Source organism: Propioniciclava sp. (assembly GCF_047602245.1).
Classification (GTDB): Bacteria; Actinomycetota; Actinomycetes; order Propionibacteriales; family Propionibacteriaceae; genus Propioniciclava.
In genome coordinates this window covers 2,003,708-2,023,891 of record NZ_JASGHT010000001.1, presented here as the reverse complement: position 1 = coordinate 2,023,891, position 20,184 = coordinate 2,003,708, and the positions used below count along the sequence as shown (strand labels likewise).

The window sequence follows — 20,184 nt, the reverse complement described above, 5'->3', positions numbered from 1 at the left end:
GCGCAATTCAGGCCGGATCAGGCGGCGTCGAGATCCTTGGCGATGAGCCCGGCGATCTTCTCGACGGCCTCTTCGTTGTCGGATTCGACCGTCACCTCGGCGCCCTTCTCGGCGCCCAGGGTCATGATCATCAGGCTCGACGCCGCATCCACAGCGTCGTCGGCATCGGTGCCGGCGAGACGAAGGGTGATCTCGTCGTCGAACTCACCAGCCGCCTCAGCGATGAGCGCGGCGGGACGGGCGTGCAGGCCGACGGACGAGCCGACAGCCACGGTCTTGCTTGCCATATGAGTTTCCTCTCTCAGGGTTTCCGGTTAGGCGCTAACGGGGGTCTTCTTGGTGAACTGCTTGGCAGCGATCACAGCCGCAGCACCGACAACCATGCCCGCAAGAATAGCGATGATGAACCCCCACAGGGGGTCGATCGCGAAGAAGACGAACAGGCCGCCATGCGGTGCGCGGCTACCGACGCCGAGTGCCATGGTGATGGCACCGGTCACGGCGCCACCGGCCATCATGGACGGGATGACACGCAGCGGGTCGGCCGCGGCGAACGGGATCGCGCCTTCGGAGATGAAGGCGGCACCGAGCAGCCAGGCGGTACGGCCGTTCTCGACCTCGTTCTTCGAGAACAGCTTCGGCCGGATCGTCGTGGCCAGCGCCAGCGCGAGCGGCGGCACCATACCGGCGGCCATGACGGTCGCCATCACCGCGAAGGACGCCGGGGTCTGGGCATCCAGGCCCGCGGTGGCGAACAGGTAGGCAGCCTTGTTGACCGGACCACCGAGGTCGAAGCACATCATCAGGCCCAGCACCAAGCCCAGCGCGATCGCCGAGCCGCCCTGCATGCCTCCCAGGCCGGTGTAGAGCGCCTGGGTGAGCGCCGCGAGCGGCTTGCCGAGCAGCATGTACATCAGGCCACCGGTGAGGAAGGTGACCACGAGCGGGATGATCACCACCGGCATCAGGCCGGCGAGCCAGCGCGGCGGACGCAGCGTGGTGAACCACAAGGCGACGACGCCGGCGAACAGGCCGGTGACCAGACCGCCGAGGAAGCCGGCACCCAGGGTGACGGAGATGGCGCCGCCGACGAAGCCGGGAGCGATGCCGGGACGGCCGGCGAGCGCGTAGGCGATGTAGCCCGACAGGGCCGGCACCAGGAAGCCGAAGGCCGCCCCGCCGATCTTGAAGCTGATGGCGCCGAGCCAGATCCCGAGCCCACTGCCCGGGCCGATGGCGAGCGCGATATCGGCGTTCTGGCCCATCTTCTCGCACGCGTCGGCGTCGAAACCGGACGCCCAGGCGGGCAGCGCGTCACAGGCAGGGGCGAGGTTGATGTCGTAGCCGGCCAGCAGGAAGCCCAGCGCGATCAGCAGACCGCCGGCGGCGACGAAGGGCAGCATGTACGACACGCCCGTCATCAATGCCTGCTGAATCCGCTTGCCCCAGCCCAGCTGGGTGCCGGTGTTCTCATCGGAGGAGCCACCCGGAGTCCCGGACACCTTGCGGGCGTTCGGGTTCTTGGACGCCGCGAGGGCCTCTTCGACCATCTTCGCGGGCTCGTTGATGGCCCGCTTCACACCGGATTCGATCACCGGCAGGCCGGCGAAGCGCTCGCGCTCCTTCACCCCGACGTCGGTGGCGAAGATGGCCGCGGCGGCGCTGGCGATGGTGGCGGCGGGCAGCGGGGTCACGCCGCCGGAGCCCTGGGTCTCGATGATGACCTCGACGCCGGCCTCCTTGCCCGCGGCGACGAGCGAGTCGGCGGCCATGTAGGTGTGCGCGATGCCGGTCGGGCAGGCGGTGACGCCGACGATGATCGTCTTGCCGGCCGCGGGCGCGGCGGGCGCCGGGGCGGGAGCGGCATCGGCGGGCGGGTTCACCACGCCGTCGACGAGCGCGACGATCTCGGCGGGGCTTCCGGCGGCGCGCAGCGACGCGAGGAACTCCTTGCGGACCAGCGCGCGGGCGAGCTTGGTGAGCAGCTTGAGGTGGTCGGCGTCCCCGTCTGCGGCGGCGGCGATCAGGAAGACCATGTCGGCCGGGCCGTCCTTGGCGCCGAAGTCGACCGGGTGGGCCAGCCGGGCGAACGCCAGCGACGATTCGCGAACGGCGGCGGAGCGGCAGTGCGGAATGGCGAAGCCGCCGGGCATGCCGGTGGCGAACTTGGCTTCGCGGGCGAGCGCGTCGGCGGTGAGGCCTTCGGCCTCGGCACGTCCGGCCTTTTCGACGATCCGGGCGAGCGAGGCGATCACCTCCTCCTTGACGACGCCGAGGTCGGCATCGAGCGCGACCAGTTCCTCGACGATGAGTGACATCGCAGTCCCTTCCTTAGGAGTCGAGTCGGGTGATGACGACGTCCCCGGCGGGGAGGTCGGATGGAGTGGGCAGGGTGGTTCCGGGCAGGGACGCCGCGGCGGAACCGTAGCGGACGGCGCTGGCCAGGCACTCCTCGGCGGGCTTGCCCGCCACGTCCGCCAGGATGAACCCGGCCACCGAGGAGTCGCCCGCGCCCACGGTGCTGCGCACCGCGATCTTCGGCGCGGTGGCGTGCCAGGCGCCCTCGGCGTTCACCAGCACCGCGCCGGACCCGCCCAGGGTGACCAGCACGTTGGTGATGCCCCGGTCGCGCAGCTGGGCGGCCGCGGCCACGATGGCGGCGACCTCGCCGCGGGCGGCGTCCGCCTCGAAGGCGGCGGCGTCACCGCCGGTGAGCTGGGCGAGTTCGTCGGAGTTGGGCTTGATCAGGTCGAACGAGCTCGCGGGCAGCCCGGCGATCACCGCGTCCAGGGCGGCGTCGGAGGTGTCGACGGCGATCTTGCAGCCGGACGCCTTGAGCGCGACGACCAGGTCGGCGTACCAGCTGTCCGGCGCGCCGGGCGGCAGCGATCCGGACAGCGCCACCCACTTCGCACCCGCGGCGGCGGCCACGAGCTGCGCCGAGGCGGCCTCCAGGTCGGACGCGTCCAGCGTCGGCCCGGGCTCGTTGAGCTTGGTGGTGACCCCGTCGGGCTCGGTGACGGTGGTGTTGGTGCGCGGGCGGTGCCGGATCGCCGGGGCGCTGACCGCCATGAGTCCGGGCCGAGCGGCATTCAGCGCCGCCAGGTAGGCGTCATCGCCGAACGGCAGCACCGCGGTGCAACCGACGCCGGACTCGGCGACGACACGGGCCACGTTGACGCCCTTGCCGGCGGCTTGTTCGGTGGCGGACGCGACCCGCTGCACTTCGCCGCGGGCCAGCGGCCCGCCGAGCAGCAGCGTCTTGTCCATACTGGGGTTGGCGGTGAACGTGACGACGGGCGCCGTGCCGGCTCCGCTCTGCGGATCCGCGTCCACCGGATCGGTGTAAGTCATGCGCACTCCCTCGGGCGATGGTGACCTCTCGTCCGTTTATATCTCCCTCACGCAGGCCACCACAAGCGGTCAGCATACTTTTGGCGTCCGATTACTTGGTTTTGAGTCTGTTCACCTGCGTATGAGCCCGTTGTCGCCCTGCGACTCCACGGCGACCGGGCCCGCGAGCGGGCCGGGAGAGAGCCGAGGCCCCGCGTGGTCGATCCACGCGAGGCCCCGGAGACTGAGGTGGCCGGACGATCAGGCCTTGCCCTTCTCGATGTAGCTGGTGTCGTTGACCGACTCCAGGGTGAACTTGCCATCGGAGTACTTCAGGATCGAGACGGCGGCGTTCTTGATGTTGCCCTCGGGCATCACGTAGTTCTCGGTCACCGTGTCGAACAGCGCCGAGATGCTCAGGCCGTGCGAGACCAGCAGGATGCTGTCGTTGCCCTTCGCGGCCTCCTTGGTGACGATGTCGTTGATGCCCTCCGACAGGCGCGCCGAGATCGTCTCGTAGTTCTCCGCCGGCCAGTTCTTCGCGGCCTCGGGGTTGGCGGCATCGAGCTTGGCCACCGAATCGGCGAAGCTCTTGGGCGTCATGTTCTTGAGGAACTCATCCAAGGTGATGCCCTGATCGGCGGCGATGGCCGACCACATGGTGTGGTTCAGGTCGCCCTCCCAGGTGCCGAAGTTGAACTCGCGCAGGCGGGCGTCCGTCTCAAGGGTCGCCTTGGTCGCTTTGTTCTCCTTCAGGATCAACGTGGCCGTCTCGACCGCGCGGCCCGAGTCGCTGCTGTAGGCGGCGTCGAACTGGATGTCCTTCAGGCCGCGCCCAGCGGCCTTGACCACCTCCGCCCCCTCGGGCGTGAGCGGGGCGTCCGCCCAGCCCTGGACGCGGTCGGTGGTGTTGAGCATGGTCTTACCGTGGCGCACGACGTAGACGGTCACGTCCTTGACCGGCGTGGGCGACGGCGTCGCGGGGGCCTGCGGGGCGGCGGAGCAGCCGGTGAACGCGACGAGTCCGACGGTCACCGATGCCAGCAGGGTACGAATCTTCATTGATCAGCTTTCTGTTGGGGGAGCAACAAAAAAGACCCGGCGGTGCCGTCTGCGCGCGAACGCGCAGCGAAACCAGCCAGGTCTAGCTTGCCGTGGGCAATCACTATCCTCGTGATCGGCGCCGATCCTATGCAGCGCCTTTCGGTGGCGTCAAGGACGCCTTCGCGCACCCGCGCCGCCGCTCCCGGAACTGAGCGCTCACGCCAGTTCGACCTGCATCCCGGCACGGGTGAACTCGGACACGCTGGCCTCAGGCAGTCTCGTGTCGCTGATCAGGACGTCGGCGTCCGAGACACCGGCGAAGCTGACCAGGTAGTCGGCGCCGAGCTTGGAGGAGTCGGCGAGGATGAACACCTCGCGCGCCGAGCGCACCATCAGCTCCTTCATCGCCGCCTCGGTCGGGTCGGGCGTCGAGAAGCCGTGCTCGACGGAGAATCCGTTGGTGCCCATCAGGGCCACATCCACCCGCAACTGCCGCAACGAGTGCAGCGACTGGGGGCCTACCGTCGCCTGGGTGATGCCACGGACCACCCCGCCGAGCAGCACCACCTCCATCTCATGCCGGGCGGCCAGCTCGGCCGCCGAGGGCACCGAGTTGGTCACCACCAGCGTCACCCAGCTCGGCAGCAGGCTGCACAGGCGCGCGGTGGTGGTGCCGGCGTCCATCAGGACGGTGAGCCCCTCGCGGCGCGGCAGCAACTCGACCGCACGGCGCGCGATCGCCAGCTTCTCCTCCGGCCAGGACACCTCACGGTCGCCCATCGGCGCCTCCGTGAGGCGCAACTTCTCGGCGGGCACGGCACCACCGTGCACGCGGCTGAGCAGGCCCCGCGACGACAGCGCGTCCAGGTCCCGCCTGATCGTTTCGGGCGTCACGTCGAAGTGAACCGCGAGCTCGGCGACGGACACTCGGCCCAGCCCCCGCGCGCGGGTCACGATCTCGTGCTGTCGCTCCTCGGCGTACATCGTCCCAACTCCCTCGTTGAGAAACACAAGCGTTCAAACATCTTCCACGTCTTGGTATAGCGCCTTTGTGTTGACCGCGGCAAGACGGAGGCGAGATGATCAGCGGACAGCATTCCCTCAATGCGGAGGAACTTCATGGAGAGCAAGACCGTTCGTGGCACCGGCGTCGTTCCCGGATACGCGTACGCCCCTGTGGGCTGGGTGCATCAGCCCTACGTCCCGTCCGTCACCACCGCCACCATCGGCGAGGACGAGCGGCCTGCCGAGATCGAGCGCTTCAAGGCGGCCGTCGAGGTCGTCGCCGGGCGCTTCGAAGAGCGTTCGTCGCTGGCCGCCGGTGCGGCCGCCGAGGTGCTCGGCGCCACCGCGGCGCTGGCCCGCGACCGCGGCTGGGCGCGTGCGGCGACCAAGCTGATCAACTCCGGCCAGAAGGCCGAGCCGGCCGTCGCCGGTGCGATCGCCGACTTCGTCGAGAAGTTCGAGAAGATCGGCGGCCTGATGGCCGAGCGCACCACCGACCTGAAGGACATCCGCAACCGCGTCGTCGCGGAGCTGATGGGCCTGCCCGAGCCGGGTGTGCCGAAGCCGACCACGCCGATCATCCTGTGCGCCGACGATCTCGCCCCGGCCGACACCGCCGGTCTCGACCCGACGTTCATCCGCGCGCTGGTCACCCGCCTCGGCGGCCCGACCAGCCACACCGCGATCATCGCCCGCCAGCTCGGCATTCCCTGCATCGTGGCCGCCTCCGCGCTCGACACGGTCAACGAGGGCACCCTGGTGCTGGTCGACGGCGTCTCCGGCGTCATCACCCTCGAGCCCGACAAGGCCGAGGCCGAGGCGCTCGTCGAGGCGGACGCCGCCCTGCGCGCCGAGATCCGCGCCTGGACCGGCCCGGCCAAAACCTCCGACGGCGTCCACGTCCAGCTGCTCGCCAACGTTCAGGACGGCGCGGCCGCGGCCAAGGCGTCCAAGAGCGAGGCCGAGGGTGTCGGCCTGTTCCGCACCGAGCTGTGCTTCCTGACCGCCCAGACCGAGCCCTCCACCAAGGAGCAGGCCCGCATCTACGGTGAGGTGTTCAGCGCGTTCCCGGGCAAGAAGGTCGTCGTCCGTACCCTGGATGCCGGCTCCGACAAGCCGGTTCCGTTCGCGAACCATGCCGAGGAGGAGAACCCGGCGCTCGGCGTCCGCGGCATCCGCCTGGGCTGGACGAACCCCGGCCTGGTCGACCGCCAGCTGGACGCGATCCAGCTCGCCGCCGAAGACAACAACGTCGAGGCCCCCTGGGTGATGGCGCCGATGGTCGGCACCATCGACGAGGCGTTCGAGTTCGCGCAGAAGTGCCGCGAGCGCGACCTCAAGCCCGGCATCATGGTCGAGGTTCCGGCCGTGGCGATGCTCGCCGAGCAGTTCCTGGACGAGGTCGAGTTCTTCTCGATCGGCACCAACGACCTGACCCAGTACACGATGGCCGCCGACCGCATGTCGAGCGACCTGGCCATGCTGACCGATCCGTGGCAGCCGGCCGTGCTGCGCCTGATCCAGCTGACCGCCGCCGCCGGCATCAAGAAGAACAAGCCGGTGGGTGTCTGTGGTGAGGCCGCGGCCGACCCGCTGCTCGCCTGCATCCTGATCGGCCTGGGCATCACGTCCCTGTCGATGGCCAGCGGCGCGATCCCCGCGGTGGGCGTGCAGCTGTCCAAGGTGACGCTCGAGCAGTGCCAGAAGGCCGCCGTCGAGGTGGCCCAGGCGCGCAACTCGCGCGACGCCAAGGATCTGGCCGCCAAGCTGCTCGGCTGATCTGAAGATCGTTTCGTCGTGACGCTCGGCCACCCGGCTCGCGCTCGCTCGCTCGGCCACCTGGTCGGCGCTCGCGCGCTCGGCCTGGTGCTGGGCGTCACGGCGGATGCTCTGATCGGAGACCCGCGACGGTTCCATCCCGTCGCGGGTTTCGGCACGTTTGCGGCCGCCGTCGAGCGGCGGATCTGGGCCGACCGCACCGTGCGCGGCGGGCTGCACGTCGCGTTGACGGTGGGGCCGGTGGTCGCGCTCGGGGTCGCCTCGGAGCGGCTGACCCGCGGGCGTCCGGTGGCGCGGATGCTGACCACGGCGGTGGCGACCTGGGCCTCGCTGGGGGCGCATTCGCTGGCACGCGAGGGCCGGTTGATGGCCGACGCGCTGGATTCGGGTGATCTGGACGCCGCCCGCGCCCGGCTGTCGCATCTGTGCGGGCGCGCGCCCGAGGGTCTGGACGCCGAGGAACTCGGCCGGGCGACGGTGGAGTCGCTGGCCGAGAACACCAATGACGCCGTCGTCGCTCCCCTGTTCTGGGCCGCGACCTGCGGCGTCCCGGGGGTGCTCGGGCACCGGGCGATCAACACCCTCGACGCGATGGTGGGCCACCGCTCGGCCCGCTATGCCCGGTTCGGGTCGGCCGCCGCGCGGCTGGACGACGCGTCGGCCTGGCTGTCGGCGCGGGTCACCGGCGGTCTGGCCTGCCTGCTGGCCCCGATGGTGGGCGGCTCACGCACCGAGGCGTGGCGGGTGATGCGCCGGGACGCCCACGACCATCCCAGCCCCAACGGCGGCTGGTGCGAGTCCGCCTGGGCGGGTGCGCTCGGCGTCCGGCTGGGCGGGCGGAACGTCTATCACGGCCGGGTCGAGGTGCGCGGACGCCTCGGCGACCCCTCCTCGCCGCGTCCGGACGCCGACGCCGTGCGCCGGGCGGCGCGGCTGGTGACCGGTGTCACGGCGGCGGCCACCGCGCTCGCGGCGGCGTCGGTGGTGAAAGGATCGTGGCTGGCGCGCAAAAGGCCGTCGCCGAACGATCCGAAGGGAACCGCATGCCGGGCGTCCTGATCGCGGGCACCTCCTCCGACGCGGGGAAGTCGCTCGTGGTGACCGGGCTGTGCCGCGCGCTGCGCCGGCGCGGCATCGACGTGGCGCCGTACAAGGCGCAGAACATGTCCAACAATTCGATGGTGTGCTCCGACGGCTCCGAGATCGGGCGGGCGCAATACCTGCAGGCGCAGGCGGCCTGCGTGGAGCCGAGCAGCGCGATGAACCCGGTGCTGCTCAAGCCGGGCACCGACCGGCGCTCGTTCGTGGTGGTCCGCGGCCAGCCCTCGGGCACGCTGGAGGCCGGCGAGTACGCCACCGGACGCCGCCACCTCGCCGAGGCCGCCTTTGCCGCGTACGCCGAGTTGGAGTCCTCGTGCGACCTGGTCGTCGTGGAGGGCGCCGGATCGCCGGCCGAGATCAACCTGCGCGAGCGCGACTACGTGAACCTCGGTCTGGCGAGGCATGCCGGGCTGCCGGTGGTGCTGGTCGGCGACATCGACCGCGGCGGCGTGCTGGCGTCCATTTTCGGCACCTGGGGCATCGTCGACGACGCCGACCGGGCACACCTGGCGGCCTATCTGATCAACAAGTTCCGGGGGGACGCCTCGGTGTTGCAGCCCGGGTTGGTGGAGTTGACCCGGCGCACCGGGCTGCCCTGTCTGGGCGTGCTGCCCTGGCTGGACGGGGTGTGGCTCGACGGCGAGGACGCCCTCGACCTGACCCGCTGGCCGGCCTCGGACGCCGAAGGCGCCTTGCGGGTGGCGGTGGTGCGGTTGCCGCGGATCTCGAACTCGACCGATGTGGACGCCCTCGCCCACGAGCCGGGGGTGGAGGTGGCGGTGACCACCGATCCTCGGGTGGTGGCGGCGGCCGATCTGGCCGTGTTGCCCGGGTCGCGTTCGACCGTCACCGATCTGGCCTGGTTGCGCGACCGCGGTCTGGCGGATGCCGTCGTCGAGCGGCATCGTGCCGGACGCCCCACGATTGGCATCTGCGGCGGCTATCAGATGCTCGCCCGCACCATCGACGACCCGGTCGAGTCGAAGGCCGGGGTGGTGGACGGCTTGGGCGTGCTGCCCGTCGAGGTGGCGTTCGGTGAGAAGGTGCTGGCGCGCACCCGTCATCCGTGGCGGGGCCTCTCGGTGCCCGGCTACGAGATTCATCACGGCCACTGCACCGTCGTCGGGGACGCCGACGAGGAGTTCCTGGACGGCGTCCGGGTCGGTGCGACGTTCGGGACGCTACTGCACGGCGCGATGGAGGATGACTCCTTCCGCCGGGCATTCCTGGCCGAGATCGCTCCACTCAGCGGCAGCCGTTGGACGCCCGACCCCGAGGCGTCCGGCTATGCCGACCGGCGTGAGGCCATGATCGAGACCCTCGCCGATGCGGTCGAAGAACACGTCGACATCGACGCCCTGCTAGCGCTCGTCCGCGACTTCCGGAGTGTGCGATGACCAGGCCTGACGATGAGGTGCCGGTTACCGGCGGATCGGCGACCGGCAACCGCGGCGTCCCCCCGGTGCGTGCGGGTGTCAGTCAGCGTGAACTGCGGTTGGCGCACCGGTTGCTCGTCTTCACCGGCGAGGGCAAGGGCAAGTCGACGGCGGCGTTCGGCATGGGGTTGCGCGCGTGGGCGCAGGGATGGTCGACCGGGGTGTTCCAGTTCGTGAAGTCGGCCAAATGGCGCACCGGCGAGGCCGCCGCGTATGCCGCGCTCGACGAGCTGCACCGGACCACCGGGCAGGGCGGTCCGGTGGAGTGGCACACGATGGGGTCGGGGTGGACGTGGCTGCGCGCCACCCAGGACACCGATCCGGCGGCGCTGGCCCGCGCCGGATGGGAGCGGGTCGCCGAGCAACTCGAGCAGGGCGTGCACCGGCTCTACATTCTCGACGAGTTCAGCTATCCGCTGGCGCGCGGGTGGGTGGATGTCGATGAGGTGCTGGACGTGCTCGCCCGGCGTCCGTCACCGCAACATGTGGTGATCACCGGACGCGGCGTGCCCGAGGCGGTGCGCGAGGCGGCCGACCTGGTCACCGAGATGACGAAGATCAAGCACCCGTTCGACAGCGGGGCGAAGGGACAGCCGGGGATCGAATGGTAGAGCTTCCGCGTCTGGTGATCGCCGCGCCGAGTTCGAGCACGGGCAAGACGACCGTGACCGTCGGCCTGATGGCCGCGCTGCGCGAGCGCGGGCTGGCGGTGTCGCCGCACAAGATCGGTCCCGACTACATCGATCCCGGTTTTCATGCGTTGGCCACCGGACGCCCCGGCCGCAACCTCGACCCGTGGTTGTGTTCGGAAGAACTCCTGGTGCCGCTGCTGCTGCACGGCGCCCGGGACGCCGACATCGCCGTGATCGAGGGCGTGATGGGCCTGTTCGACGGCCGGATCGGCGCCCGCGGTTTCGGCTCGACCGCCCACGTCGCGCGGCTGGTCTCCGCGCCGGTCGTCTTGGTGGTGAACGCCGCCAGCACGTCACGGACGGCCGCCGCGGTCGTCGCCGGAATGACATCCTTCGATCCCGGGATCACCGTGGCCGGCGTCATCCTGAACCGCGTCGGATCGCCCCGCCACGAGACGGAGATCCGCGACGCCCTTGGCGAGATCGGCATGCCCTGCCTCGGCGTCCTGCCCCGGGTGAAGGACTTGAGCACCCCCTCGCGCCACCTCGGCCTGGTCCCCGCGCAAGAGCGCGACGAGGCCGCCGCGTTGATCGCCGAGGCGTCCCGCCTGGTCGCCGAGCACATCGACCTGGACGCCGTCCTCGACGTCGCCCGCTCGGCGCCCGCGCTGGACGCCGAGCCGTGGTCACCCAACGCCGTGGTGGTTCCCGTCACACGAGCATTGGACGCCGATCTCTCCCCCGCGCCGCAGCCCCCGATCACCCCCGCATCTGGATCACCGGCAGGCGTTGGCACCCCAGCGGTACGGCGCCCGAGGATCGCCGTCGCGGGAGGGCGCGCATTCACCTTCCGCTATGCCGAAACCACCGAACTCCTGGAGGCCGCGGGCTGCGAGGTGGTCACCTTCGACCCCGTGTCGGCGGCGTCTTTGCCCGAAGGAACCGCGGGCTTGTACGTCGGCGGCGGCTTTCCGGAGGTGTATGCCGAGGACCTGGCCGCGAACGCCGCCCTGCGCGCCGACGTGGCGCAAGCGGTGGCGTCCGGGCTGCCCACGGTCGCCGAATGCGCCGGACTGCTCTACCTCGCCGACACCCTCGACGGACGCCCGATGGCCGGCGCGCTGCCGATCGAGGCGGCGATGCGCCCGCGGCTGACGCTCGGCTACTACGTGGCGACTGCCCCGCGCGACACCCTGTTGGCGCGTGCGGGCGAGACGGTGCGCACGCACGAGTTCCACCGCACCGGGGTCACCCCACTGCCGGGAGCGACCATCGAACCGGCCTGGTCGATCGGCGACGAGGCCCGCCCCGAGGGCGCCTCCGCTGATCCCGCCGGACTCGGCACCCCGACCGTCCATGCCGCCTACCAGCACCTCCATTGGGCGGGCTCTCCTCAATTCGCCCAGCGTTTCGCGGACGCCGCAGCCGCCTTTGCGTCGCGAACAGCCGGCAAGGGCTGGCGACCGACGTCCGATCCGGCCGCCCCTGCGCGAAGCCACGCCGACTCTGCCGTCTTGGATGAGGCAGCATTCGACCTCGATCACCACGGAGACCGCGACGCGGCGCCCGGATTGGTCGACCTCGCCGTCAACGTGCACTCCCCCGCGCCGGGGTGGCTGATTCGGGCGGTGATGGAGTCGGCGTCCGAGTGGTCGCACTACCCCGATCCCTCCGCTACGCGCACCGCACTCGCCGCCCACCACGGCGTCAGCGAGTCCTGCGTGCTACCCACCGCGGGCGCCGCGGAGGCGTCCACCCTGATCGCTCGCGGACTCGGCGCGACCCACGCCGCGGTGGTGCACCCGCAGTTCACCGAAGGCGAGGCGGCGCTGCGCCGTGCCGGCGTCCGGGTCACTCGCGTCCTGACCAGGCCCGAGGACGGATTCGCGCTCGATCCGGCCGCGATCCCCTCCGACGCCGACCTGGTCCTGATCGGCAACCCCACCAACCCGACCGGCGCCCTGCACGCGGCGGCGCTGCTGCGCGCGCTCGTCCGCCCGGGACGCACCGTGGTCGTCGACGAGGCGTTCATGGACTTCGTCCCGGGCGAACCGGAATCCCTGATCGGCCCGGACATGACCGGCCTGGTGGTGCTGCGCTCGGCCACCAAGCTCTGGGGCATCCCCGGATTGCGCGCCGGCTACGCCGTCGGCGACCCGGCGCTCATCGCACGCTTGGCGACCCAACAGCCACCCTGGTCGGTCTCCGCACCGGCGTTGGCGGCCTTGATCACCTGCGCTTCGGACGCCGGCCGCGCCCACGCCGCCGAGGTGGCCGCACAAACCGATCACGATCGCGCGGCCTTGATCGAAGCGCTCGCCCTGGCCGGCTTCCCCGCCGCCGGCCATCCGCGCACCCCGTTTGTCCTGGTGGACGCCTCCGCGGCGGGTCCCAATGTCCGTCAACGTCTCGCCGACCAGGGTTTCGCGGTGCGTCGAGGCGAGACATTCCCCGGCCTGGGACCTCAGTGGATCAGGATCGCCGTCCGCGACACCACGACGAGCCACAGTCTGGCCGAGACCCTGGCTGGGCTACGCGCATAACACCGTTTCGGCGCCTCCGACTCTGGGCACAAGCCGATGGCCGTTAGCAGTCGACGGCCGCCCCTCACACCAACCAGAAAAGCAGCGACAAGACGATCCCGACGACGTGGGCAATCACCACCATGCCCACGTTCATCTTGCGGGTGAGCCACGCGGCGGCCGCCGCGAGAACGATGGGCAGATACACGAGCACGACGGCAGCCATGTGGTTCAAAAACGACCCCATCTCGGACGAATCGGAGAAAAGTCTTGACGCCACCAGTCCCACTTGGACGAAACACACGGCAGCCCAAAGCGCACCGAATAGGACATTGACAAGCAACCGGACCGCGCGCTCGGTCGAGGATGTTGAACCCCGACTGTCCGGCGCAACCCGCGCCTCCCGAGTTAGCATGCCTCCTCGCCCCCTTGCTAGTGGAACGTGCTATGATACCGGACGCCCGGCCGGGCATCGTCCGCCTTCCGCTGGTCTCTAGGCTTGGCTGCTCTGGATTCGGCGACTCAGCCTGCCGAACGATGCCACGAGCGCGAGCGTCCACAGCACCCAGGTGATCTCGTCGGTGCCGATGGGATTGGAATGAGGCCCTATCGCGAATCTGACCAGATAGATGGCGTAGGCGATCGCCGTGGCCACCAGCACCAGCACGATCGTTTCGGCCACGAAGCGGGAAAACATCCCCCACCGCATCAACATAGCTTCCTCCCCAGCAAGCCCGTCGTCGGGACAGGGCCGCCGCCCCATCCGTCTGCTCCAGTCCACGGTTCTACACCAAGGCCGGGGCTTCCGCCAGGCGCGCTGCACCTCGGCAAACAGGCCCCGGAAACTGTCCGATCGAGGGCGTAGGGTCGGCTTTGTCCTGTCGGGCGAACCCCGCCTGCAGGTGCCGAGGAAGGGATCCATGCCAACACCATCATCGCCACGGGCACTGCTTCAGCTCGCGCTGGACGATCTCTCCCGCGAGCAGATCTTCGCCCTGCTCGACCAGGTCGCCGCGCAGGTCGACATCATCGAGGTCGGCACGCCGCTGCTGATGCGCTACGGGGTCGAGATCATCACCGACATCAAGCGCCGCTACCCGGGCCCGAAGGTGCTCAGCGACACCAAGATCATGGACGCCGCGCACTACGAAGCGGTGCTGTCGTTCGATGCGGGCGCCGACTACGTCACGATCCTCGCCCTCACCGACGACGGGTCGGTGACCGAGGCCGTCCGTGCTGCTGCCGAATATGAGGGACGCCAGATCGTCGCCGACATGATCTGCGTGCCCGATCTGCCCGCGCGCGCCCACCAGCTCGCGGCACTCGGGGTCGACGTGATCGCCGTCCACACCGGCGTCGATCAGCAGGCCCAGGGCCGCACTCCCCTCGACGATCTGCGCGAACTGACCGACGCCCAGGCCGGCGTCCCGCTCGCCGTCGCCGGCGGCATCGCGCGCGAAACCCTGGCCGACTACCTGGCGCTCGGCCCACACATCGTCATCGTGGGCGGCGGCATCACCGGACGCCCCGATCCCGCCGCCGAGGTCGCCCACCTGCACGCCCGCCTCACGCAAGGACTGTCGTGAGCGTCCGTACTCATCTCACCGGCATCCTGGCCGAACTGACCCGCAACGCCGCGCTCGTCGACGACGCTCAACTCGCCGCCGCGGTGGCCGAGATCCAGCGGGCGAACCATCTCTTCCTGGCCGGAGCGGGACGTTCCGGGGTGGCGATCACCGGTTTCGCGAACCGGCTGATGCACCTAGGTAAGTCGGTGTCGTTGGTCGGCGAGATCACCAGCCCGCACTCCCGGCCGGGTGATCTGTTGATCATCGGCTCCGGGTCCGGCGAGACCGCCAGCCTGGTCGCCCTGGCCCGCAAGGCGCACGCCGGCGGCGTCCGGATCGTGCTGATCACCATGGACGACCGCTCCACCATCGCCGGGTTGGCCGACGTGTGCGTGGTGCTGCCCGGCGTCTCGCCGAAGCTGCGCGCGGCCACGGCGGTCACGTCGATCCAGCCGATGGGGTCGGCGTTCGAGCAGATCTCGTTCCTCAGCTACGACGCGATCATCCTCGAACTGATGGACGCCCTCGGCGAAACCTCCGAGACGATGTTCCCCCGCCACGCCGACCTCGAGTAAACGTCGTCATCGCGCACGCTTCTTCTTGAGGTTGCCCGCGCGCAGCCTGCCGATGGTGACGACTATGGTCGCCAGAAGTGGACGTTATGGCGACCATAGTCGTCATAACCGCGACCGCCCTCAGGTTAACGCGCACGGCGTCCGGCCAACCGCCCACCGAACGGACTGCGACGAAACACCGCGGCGGCGCGCGAGACACTGGTGTTCCCGCACTCGCCACCACCGAAGGACACCTCGCGCCGATGAAGGACATCCGCCTCATTGCCTCCGACATGGACCACACCCTGCTCACCAGCAGCGGCGAGTTCCCGCCCGGATTCCATGACCTCGTGGCACGCCTCAATGAGGCCGGCATCACCTTCGTGGCCGCGAGCGGGCGCGCGCTGATCAGGCTGCGGCGGATGTTCCCGCAAGGCGGCCCGGGGATCGCCTACATCGGCGACAACGGTGGCGCGATGGTGCACGACGGCGAGGTGCTGTTCACCAGCGTGATGGACGCCGCACGCTACCGGGAGATGGTCACCCGCACCCTGGAGGCGACCCGAGGCGTCCCGATCGTCTGCGGCGTCGGCCGCGTCTACACGCTTGCCGAGTATCGCGGCTACGAGGACGCCTTTCGTGTCTTCTTCGGCGAGGTCGAGTTCGTCGGCAGCCTCACCGATCTCGACGTCGACGTGGTGAAGTTCACCGCCTACTTCCCCGGCGGCGACGCCCTCCGGCACCGCGACGAGGTGTTCGATCCGGCCTACTCCGAGGAGTTCTCGATCACCCTCGGCGGCCCGCAGTGGCTCGACATCATGAATCCCGGCGTCACCAAGGGCAGCACCCTGCTCCGGTTGGCCGATCACCTCGGCCTGGAGCCCGGCCAGATGATGGCCTTCGGCGACACCTTCAACGATCTCGAGATGCTGGACGCCGTCCGGCACAGCTACGCGGTCGCCAATGCCCACGACGTCGTGCGCGAACGCGCACGCTTCCTGACCGGCTCCAATGACGAGTACGGCGTCGTCCAGGTGATCGACCAGGTCCTCGCCGCGAAGTCCTGAGCCACCGAACTGCCGGAATCGTCACACTCATCTCCCGCCACGGCCGGAATCCCAAGGATTCCTGTGACGTTTCCGGCAGTCCTCGCCCGAACACTGCAAAGATCAGGCCGGCAACAACCAGCCTCGGCTGCGCGGGAAGTCGACCTCGACCAACTCGCCTTCGACCATGATGTCGGACGGATCGGGGTCGGCGACCTCGGCGATGATCGTGCCGGCGTCGGTGTCGATCTCGTACTCGACCACCGAGCCGTAGAACACCGCGCGCAGAATCCGTCCCCGCCCGCCGACCACGGCCTCCCCCGGCGCGACATCGGCCGGAGCGTCGGCCACCCGCCGCACCTGCACCGACTCGGGACGCACCAGCACCACGTGCGCGGTAGCGGACGCCGCCCCGGGCGCGGCGGGCAACTCGCGCTGACTCCCCAGAACGTCGACCCGGGCCACGTCGTCGACGACGCTCACCGAGGCCGGGTCGAGGAAGTTCGCCGAGCCGATGAAGTCGGCGACGAACACGGTGGCCGGACGCCGGTAGATCTCGTCCGGGGTGCCGCACTGCTCGATCTTGCCCTTGTTCATCACCACGATCCGGTCCGACAGCGACATGGCCTCGTCCTGGTCGTGGGTGACGTACAACGCGGTGATCCCCAACCGCTGCTGCAGGGAGCGGATCTCGGTGCGCATCTGCACGCGCAGCTTGGCGTCCAGGTTCGACAAGGGCTCGTCGAACAAGAGCACCTTGGGCCGCATCACCATCGCGCGGGCCAGGGCGACGCGCTGCTGCTGGCCGCCGGAGAGCTGGTTGGGCGCGCGTCCTGCGAGCTTGACCAGATCCATCGACGCCAACGCGGAGTCGACCGCCTCGGTGATCTCGGCCTTGCTCATCTTCTTCAGCTTCAGGCCGTAGGCGACGTTGTCGAAGACGCTCAGGTGCGGGAAGAGCGCATAGCTCTGGAACACCATCGACATGGGCCGCTTGTCGGGGGTGAGCCGGGTCATGTCGGCGCCGTCGAGCAGGATCTCGCCCGAGGTCGGGGTCTCGAATCCGGCGATCATCCGCAACGTCGTGGTCTTGCCGCACCCGGACGGCCCCAGCAAGGTCAGGAACTCGCCCGGTTCGGTGACCAGGTCGACGTCGTCGACCGCGCGGGTGGTGCCGTCGCGTCCGGTGAACTCCTTGACGAGGCTGGTCAGGCTGATCCGCCCCGTGTCTTCGTGGCGTCCTGCGATGGTCATGCTCCGGCTCCAATCTGGGTGCGGACGTCGTTGCGCCCGTGCACGAGAAGGGTCATCAGGCCCATCACCGCGAGCACGATGATCAGCAGCAGGGTGCAGAAGGCGAACGCGTTGCCGAACCGGCCGGCGTCCACTTCGGCGAGGATCTGCTTGGTCATGATCTGCGTCTGCGGTGTGGTGATGAAGATGATGGGTGACAGCGTGGTCATCGACCGCGCGAAGGCGTAGATGAGGCCGGCCAGGAAGGCGGGCCTGATCAGGGGCAACGTGACGGTGCGGAACACCGTGGTGCTCTCGGCTCCCAAGGACGCCGCGGCCTCGTCGATCGACGGGTCGATCTGTTGCAGCGCCGCGATGCCGGTGCGCTGGCCCGAGGGCAGCGAGCGGATCACGTACACCATCACGATCGCGATGGCGCCGCCGAACATGGCCGCGCCGCCGCCCAGCGCCGGCAGCAGCTGGTAGGTGGTGCCGCCCAGCTGGACGCGCAGCGGCGTGTTGAACGCGATGGCGTAGCCGATGCCGACGACGGTGCCGGGCACGGCCAGGCCGAGCATGCCGAGGAAGTCGAGCAGCGCCGAGCCGCGCTTGACCTTGCGGACCACCAGCCAGGCCATCAGCATGCCGAGGACGCCCGCGACCGGCGTCGCGAGCAACGCCAGCAAGGTGGTGTCCTTGATCGACTCGTTGCCGATCCCCGACAGCACGTAGGCGAAGTTCGCCAAGGTGAACTCGTTGTTCACGCCGAGGATCTTCGTGAACGCCCCGACGATCACGGTCAGGTAGATGAGCACGATGAGCGCCAGCACCAGGATGCCGAAGGCGAGCAGCGGCACCCGCCCGGACGGGTGGGTGATCAGCCGGCGCTGGCCGGCGGGCTTGCCGGTGACGCTGACGGTGGAGCGGCGGCTCACCCAGTACTGCTGGATCACGAAGACGAGCAGCGCGGGCATCAGCAGCACCAGCGAGTACGCCGATCCGGCGACCACGTCGTATTCGCCGGTGATCGCGATGTAGGCCCGCGAGGCGAGCACGGTGAAGTCGCCGCCGATGACCAGCGGGTTGGCCAGGTCGGCGATCGCCTCGACGAACAGCAGCAGGAAGGACGCCGCGAAGCCCGGGATGAGCATCGGCAGGGTAACCTTCCAGAAGGTCTGCCACTTGGACGCCCCCAGGTTGGCCGAGGCGTCGTCCAGGGCCGGGTCGAGGTTCTCCAGCATGCCCTTGAAGTTCATGTAGGCGACCGGGAAGAACGACATCACCAGCACGATGGTCAGGCCGGGCAGGCCGTAGATGTTGGTGTCGAGGCCGAGCATGCCGTGGGTGATGATGCCGCGGCGTCCGATCAGGGTGATCACCGCGGTGGCCGCCGCGAACGGCGGCGACACCACGGGCAGCAGGCAGAGCAGGTGGAACCATTTCTTGCCCTTGAAGGCCACCTTCACCTGCACGTAGGCGAGCAGGAATCCGAGCACGGTGCCGAGGACGCCGACGACCGTGCCCAGCACGAAGGTGTTGATCACGATCTGCCGGTTGACCGGGTTGGTGAGGGTCGAGGAGGCGACCTCCCACCCGCGGGTGCTGAGCGCCTGGCCGAAGATGGAGGCCAGCGGGTAGATGATCAGCACCCCGAGGATCAGCACGACGACAGCGACCACGGCGGCGGTCGGCCAGTCGAAGGCCTTGCGGCGTCCGCGTCCGCGCGTGCGCGCCGGGGGCGGGGCGGCCGGGGCCGCCGTGGAAGCTGTCGTCATCGGATCACGCCTTCGGCTGGGCCGCGATCTCGGCGTCGAAGCGGGCGGTCAGGTCCTTCTTGCGCTCGGCGGCCTTCGCGAAGTCGTAGTCGACCAGCTTGATGTCGGCCAGGTTGGCCATCCGCGAGTCGCTCTTCGTCTTCGGGTTGGTCGGCAGCTGGTAGGAGCCGACGGTCGGGCCGAGTTCCTGCGCTTCGGCGGTCAGCGCCCAGTTGGCGTAGTCCTTGGCCGCTGCGGCGTTCTTGCTGTTGGCGACGACGGCCACACCGCCGACCTCGAAGCCGGTGCCCTCGCTGGGGAACGACACCTCCAGGTCGGTCATGCCGCGCTCCTTGTACAGCACGCAGTCGTGGCTGAACACGAGGCCGACGGCGACCTCACCGCGTCCGGCGACCTGGCCCGGCGCGGTGCCCGACTTGGTGTACTGCAGCACGTTGTTGTGCATCTTCGCCATGTAGCCCAGGCCGGCGTCCTCACTGCCGAGGCGGGTCACCTGGGTCCACAAGGTGGTGAAGGCGGTGCCGGACGTCGACGGGTGCGCCGTCGAGATCTGCGACTTCAGCTTCGGGTCGAGCAGGTCCTCCCACGACCCCGGCACCTCGACGCCCTTCTCCTTGAGCACCTTGGTGTTGGAGCAGAAGCCGAGCACGCCCACGTAGACGCCGTTCCAGTAACCGTTGGCGTCCTTGTACTTCTCGGGAATGTCCTGGGCGTTCGCGGGGGTGAACTTCTCCAGCAGGCCCTGGTTGGCGGCGGCGCCGTAGCCGTCGGCCGGGCCGCCGTGCCACACGTCGAACTCGGGGGCGTCCTTGGTGGCGCCCAGGCGCGCGACGGTCTCGCCCGAGCTGAGCCGCACGAACGAGGTCGGGGTTCCGGTCTTGGCCTGGTAGGCCTTGGTCCAGGCGTCACAGATTTCCTCCATGGCGCCGCAGGCGACGGTGAGCTTCGCATCGGCGGCGACCCCGCCGGCCGACGGGCTGGCGGCGGTGTCGACCGCACACCCCACCATGGACAGCGACATCGCGACGGCGGCCGCGGCCCCGCCCAGCACACGCTTCTTGATCATGAACGACTCCCTTGACGTTTCACCGGGGTCACTCGCCCGTGACCCGCATCTCGGCAGTCTAGGAATCGTCCTGGGCGCGCGGCGACGGCT

18 protein-coding genes are annotated in these 20,184 nt (G+C 69.7%); 8 read left to right on the top strand and 10 right to left on the bottom strand.

Annotation, left to right across the window (positions count from 1 at the left end; translation table 11 throughout):
* Window positions 1-17: 17 nt before the first annotated feature.
* The 5 genes from QM708_RS09600 to QM708_RS09580 all read right to left on the bottom strand — a co-directional run bounded on the left by QM708_RS09600 (window position 18) and on the right by QM708_RS09580 (window position 5,361).
* Window positions 18-287 (bottom strand): HPr family phosphocarrier protein, encoded by a 270-nt coding sequence (locus QM708_RS09600; RefSeq protein ID WP_415107388.1) that lies wholly within the window; start codon window positions 285-287, stop codon window positions 18-20.
* Window positions 288-314: 27 nt separating this feature from the next.
* The gene (locus QM708_RS09595) at window positions 315-2,318 is read right to left on the bottom strand and encodes a fructose-specific PTS transporter subunit EIIC (RefSeq protein ID WP_415107385.1); all 2,004 of its coding nucleotides are present in this window, start codon (window positions 2,316-2,318) and stop codon (window positions 315-317) included.
* A gap of 13 nt (window positions 2,319-2,331) precedes the next feature.
* Window positions 2,332-3,354 (bottom strand): 1-phosphofructokinase family hexose kinase, encoded by a 1,023-nt coding sequence (locus QM708_RS09590; RefSeq protein ID WP_415107382.1) that lies wholly within the window; start codon window positions 3,352-3,354, stop codon window positions 2,332-2,334.
* A 240-nt stretch (window positions 3,355-3,594) separates the two neighbouring features.
* A complete protein-coding gene (locus tag QM708_RS09585; RefSeq protein ID WP_415107380.1) occupies window positions 3,595-4,395 on the bottom strand; it encodes a histidine phosphatase family protein in 801 nt (266 codons plus the stop codon).
* A 198-nt stretch (window positions 4,396-4,593) separates the two neighbouring features.
* Window positions 4,594-5,361 (bottom strand): DeoR/GlpR family DNA-binding transcription regulator, encoded by a 768-nt coding sequence (locus QM708_RS09580; RefSeq protein ID WP_415107377.1) that lies wholly within the window; start codon window positions 5,359-5,361, stop codon window positions 4,594-4,596.
* Window positions 5,362-5,496: 135 nt separating this feature from the next.
* On the opposite strand from QM708_RS09580, the gene ptsP reads away from it, so the two are divergent.
* From ptsP to QM708_RS09555, 5 genes are read left to right on the top strand one after another with little or no spacing between them, the layout of a single operon-like run.
* A complete protein-coding gene (ptsP, locus tag QM708_RS09575; RefSeq protein WP_415107374.1) occupies window positions 5,497-7,161 on the top strand; it encodes a phosphoenolpyruvate--protein phosphotransferase in 1,665 nt (554 codons plus the stop codon).
* Between the two features lie 18 nt (window positions 7,162-7,179).
* Window positions 7,180-8,220 carry a cobalamin biosynthesis protein gene (locus QM708_RS09570; protein ID WP_415107371.1) on the top strand — a complete coding sequence of 347 codons (1,041 nt, stop codon included), beginning with the start codon at window positions 7,180-7,182 and terminating at the stop codon, window positions 8,218-8,220.
* Window positions 8,205-9,659, top strand: coding sequence for a cobyric acid synthase (locus tag QM708_RS09565; RefSeq protein ID WP_415107368.1), 1,455 nt, complete (start codon window positions 8,205-8,207; stop codon window positions 9,657-9,659). Before QM708_RS09570 ends, QM708_RS09565 begins: the two co-directional genes overlap by 16 nt.
* The gene (cobO, locus tag QM708_RS09560) at window positions 9,656-10,309 is read left to right on the top strand and encodes a cob(I)yrinic acid a,c-diamide adenosyltransferase (protein WP_415107365.1); all 654 of its coding nucleotides are present in this window, start codon (window positions 9,656-9,658) and stop codon (window positions 10,307-10,309) included. Before QM708_RS09565 ends, cobO begins: the two co-directional genes overlap by 4 nt.
* Window positions 10,303-12,873: a cobyrinate a,c-diamide synthase gene (locus QM708_RS09555; RefSeq protein ID WP_415107362.1), complete on the top strand. Its 2,571-nt coding sequence runs from the start codon at window positions 10,303-10,305 to the stop codon at window positions 12,871-12,873. Before cobO ends, QM708_RS09555 begins: the two co-directional genes overlap by 7 nt.
* Window positions 12,874-12,937: 64 nt before the next feature.
* Here QM708_RS09555 and QM708_RS09550 read toward each other — a convergent pair whose 3' ends face one another.
* Window positions 12,938-13,078 carry a hypothetical protein gene (locus tag QM708_RS09550; protein WP_415107360.1) on the bottom strand — a complete coding sequence of 47 codons (141 nt, stop codon included), beginning with the start codon at window positions 13,076-13,078 and terminating at the stop codon, window positions 12,938-12,940.
* Window positions 13,079-13,345: 267 nt separating this feature from the next.
* On the bottom strand, window positions 13,346-13,534 hold the full coding sequence (locus QM708_RS09545) for a hypothetical protein (RefSeq protein WP_415107357.1): 189 nt from the start codon (window positions 13,532-13,534) through the stop codon (window positions 13,346-13,348).
* A 238-nt stretch (window positions 13,535-13,772) separates the two neighbouring features.
* Between QM708_RS09545 and hxlA the strand changes: the two genes are divergently transcribed.
* The 3 genes from hxlA (at window position 13,773) to QM708_RS09530 (ending at window position 16,041) form a co-directional block, all read left to right on the top strand.
* Entirely contained in the window at window positions 13,773-14,438 is a 666-nt protein-coding gene (gene hxlA / locus QM708_RS09540; protein WP_415107354.1) for a 3-hexulose-6-phosphate synthase, read from the top strand.
* Window positions 14,435-14,995, top strand: a complete 561-nt coding sequence (gene hxlB / locus QM708_RS09535; RefSeq protein ID WP_415107351.1) for a 6-phospho-3-hexuloisomerase — start codon at window positions 14,435-14,437, stop codon at window positions 14,993-14,995. The genes hxlA and hxlB overlap by 4 nt, the downstream gene beginning before the upstream one ends.
* Window positions 14,996-15,237: 242 nt before the next feature.
* Entirely contained in the window at window positions 15,238-16,041 is an 804-nt protein-coding gene (locus QM708_RS09530) for an HAD family hydrolase (RefSeq protein WP_415107348.1), read from the top strand.
* A gap of 102 nt (window positions 16,042-16,143) precedes the next feature.
* Here QM708_RS09530 and QM708_RS09525 read toward each other — a convergent pair whose 3' ends face one another.
* Genes QM708_RS09525 through QM708_RS09515 form a run of 3 tightly spaced genes read right to left on the bottom strand, consistent with a single transcriptional unit; the run spans window position 16,144 to window position 20,094 of the window.
* Complete coding sequence (locus QM708_RS09525) at window positions 16,144-17,274, bottom strand: ABC transporter ATP-binding protein (protein ID WP_415107345.1); 1,131 nt, start codon at window positions 17,272-17,274, stop codon at window positions 16,144-16,146.
* Entirely contained in the window at window positions 17,271-19,028 is a 1,758-nt protein-coding gene (locus tag QM708_RS09520) for an ABC transporter permease (protein ID WP_415107342.1), read from the bottom strand. The genes QM708_RS09525 and QM708_RS09520 overlap by 4 nt, the downstream gene beginning before the upstream one ends.
* Window positions 19,029-19,032: 4 nt before the next feature.
* Window positions 19,033-20,094, bottom strand: coding sequence for an ABC transporter substrate-binding protein (locus QM708_RS09515; RefSeq protein ID WP_415107339.1), 1,062 nt, complete (start codon window positions 20,092-20,094; stop codon window positions 19,033-19,035).
* Window positions 20,095-20,184 lie beyond the last annotated feature (90 nt).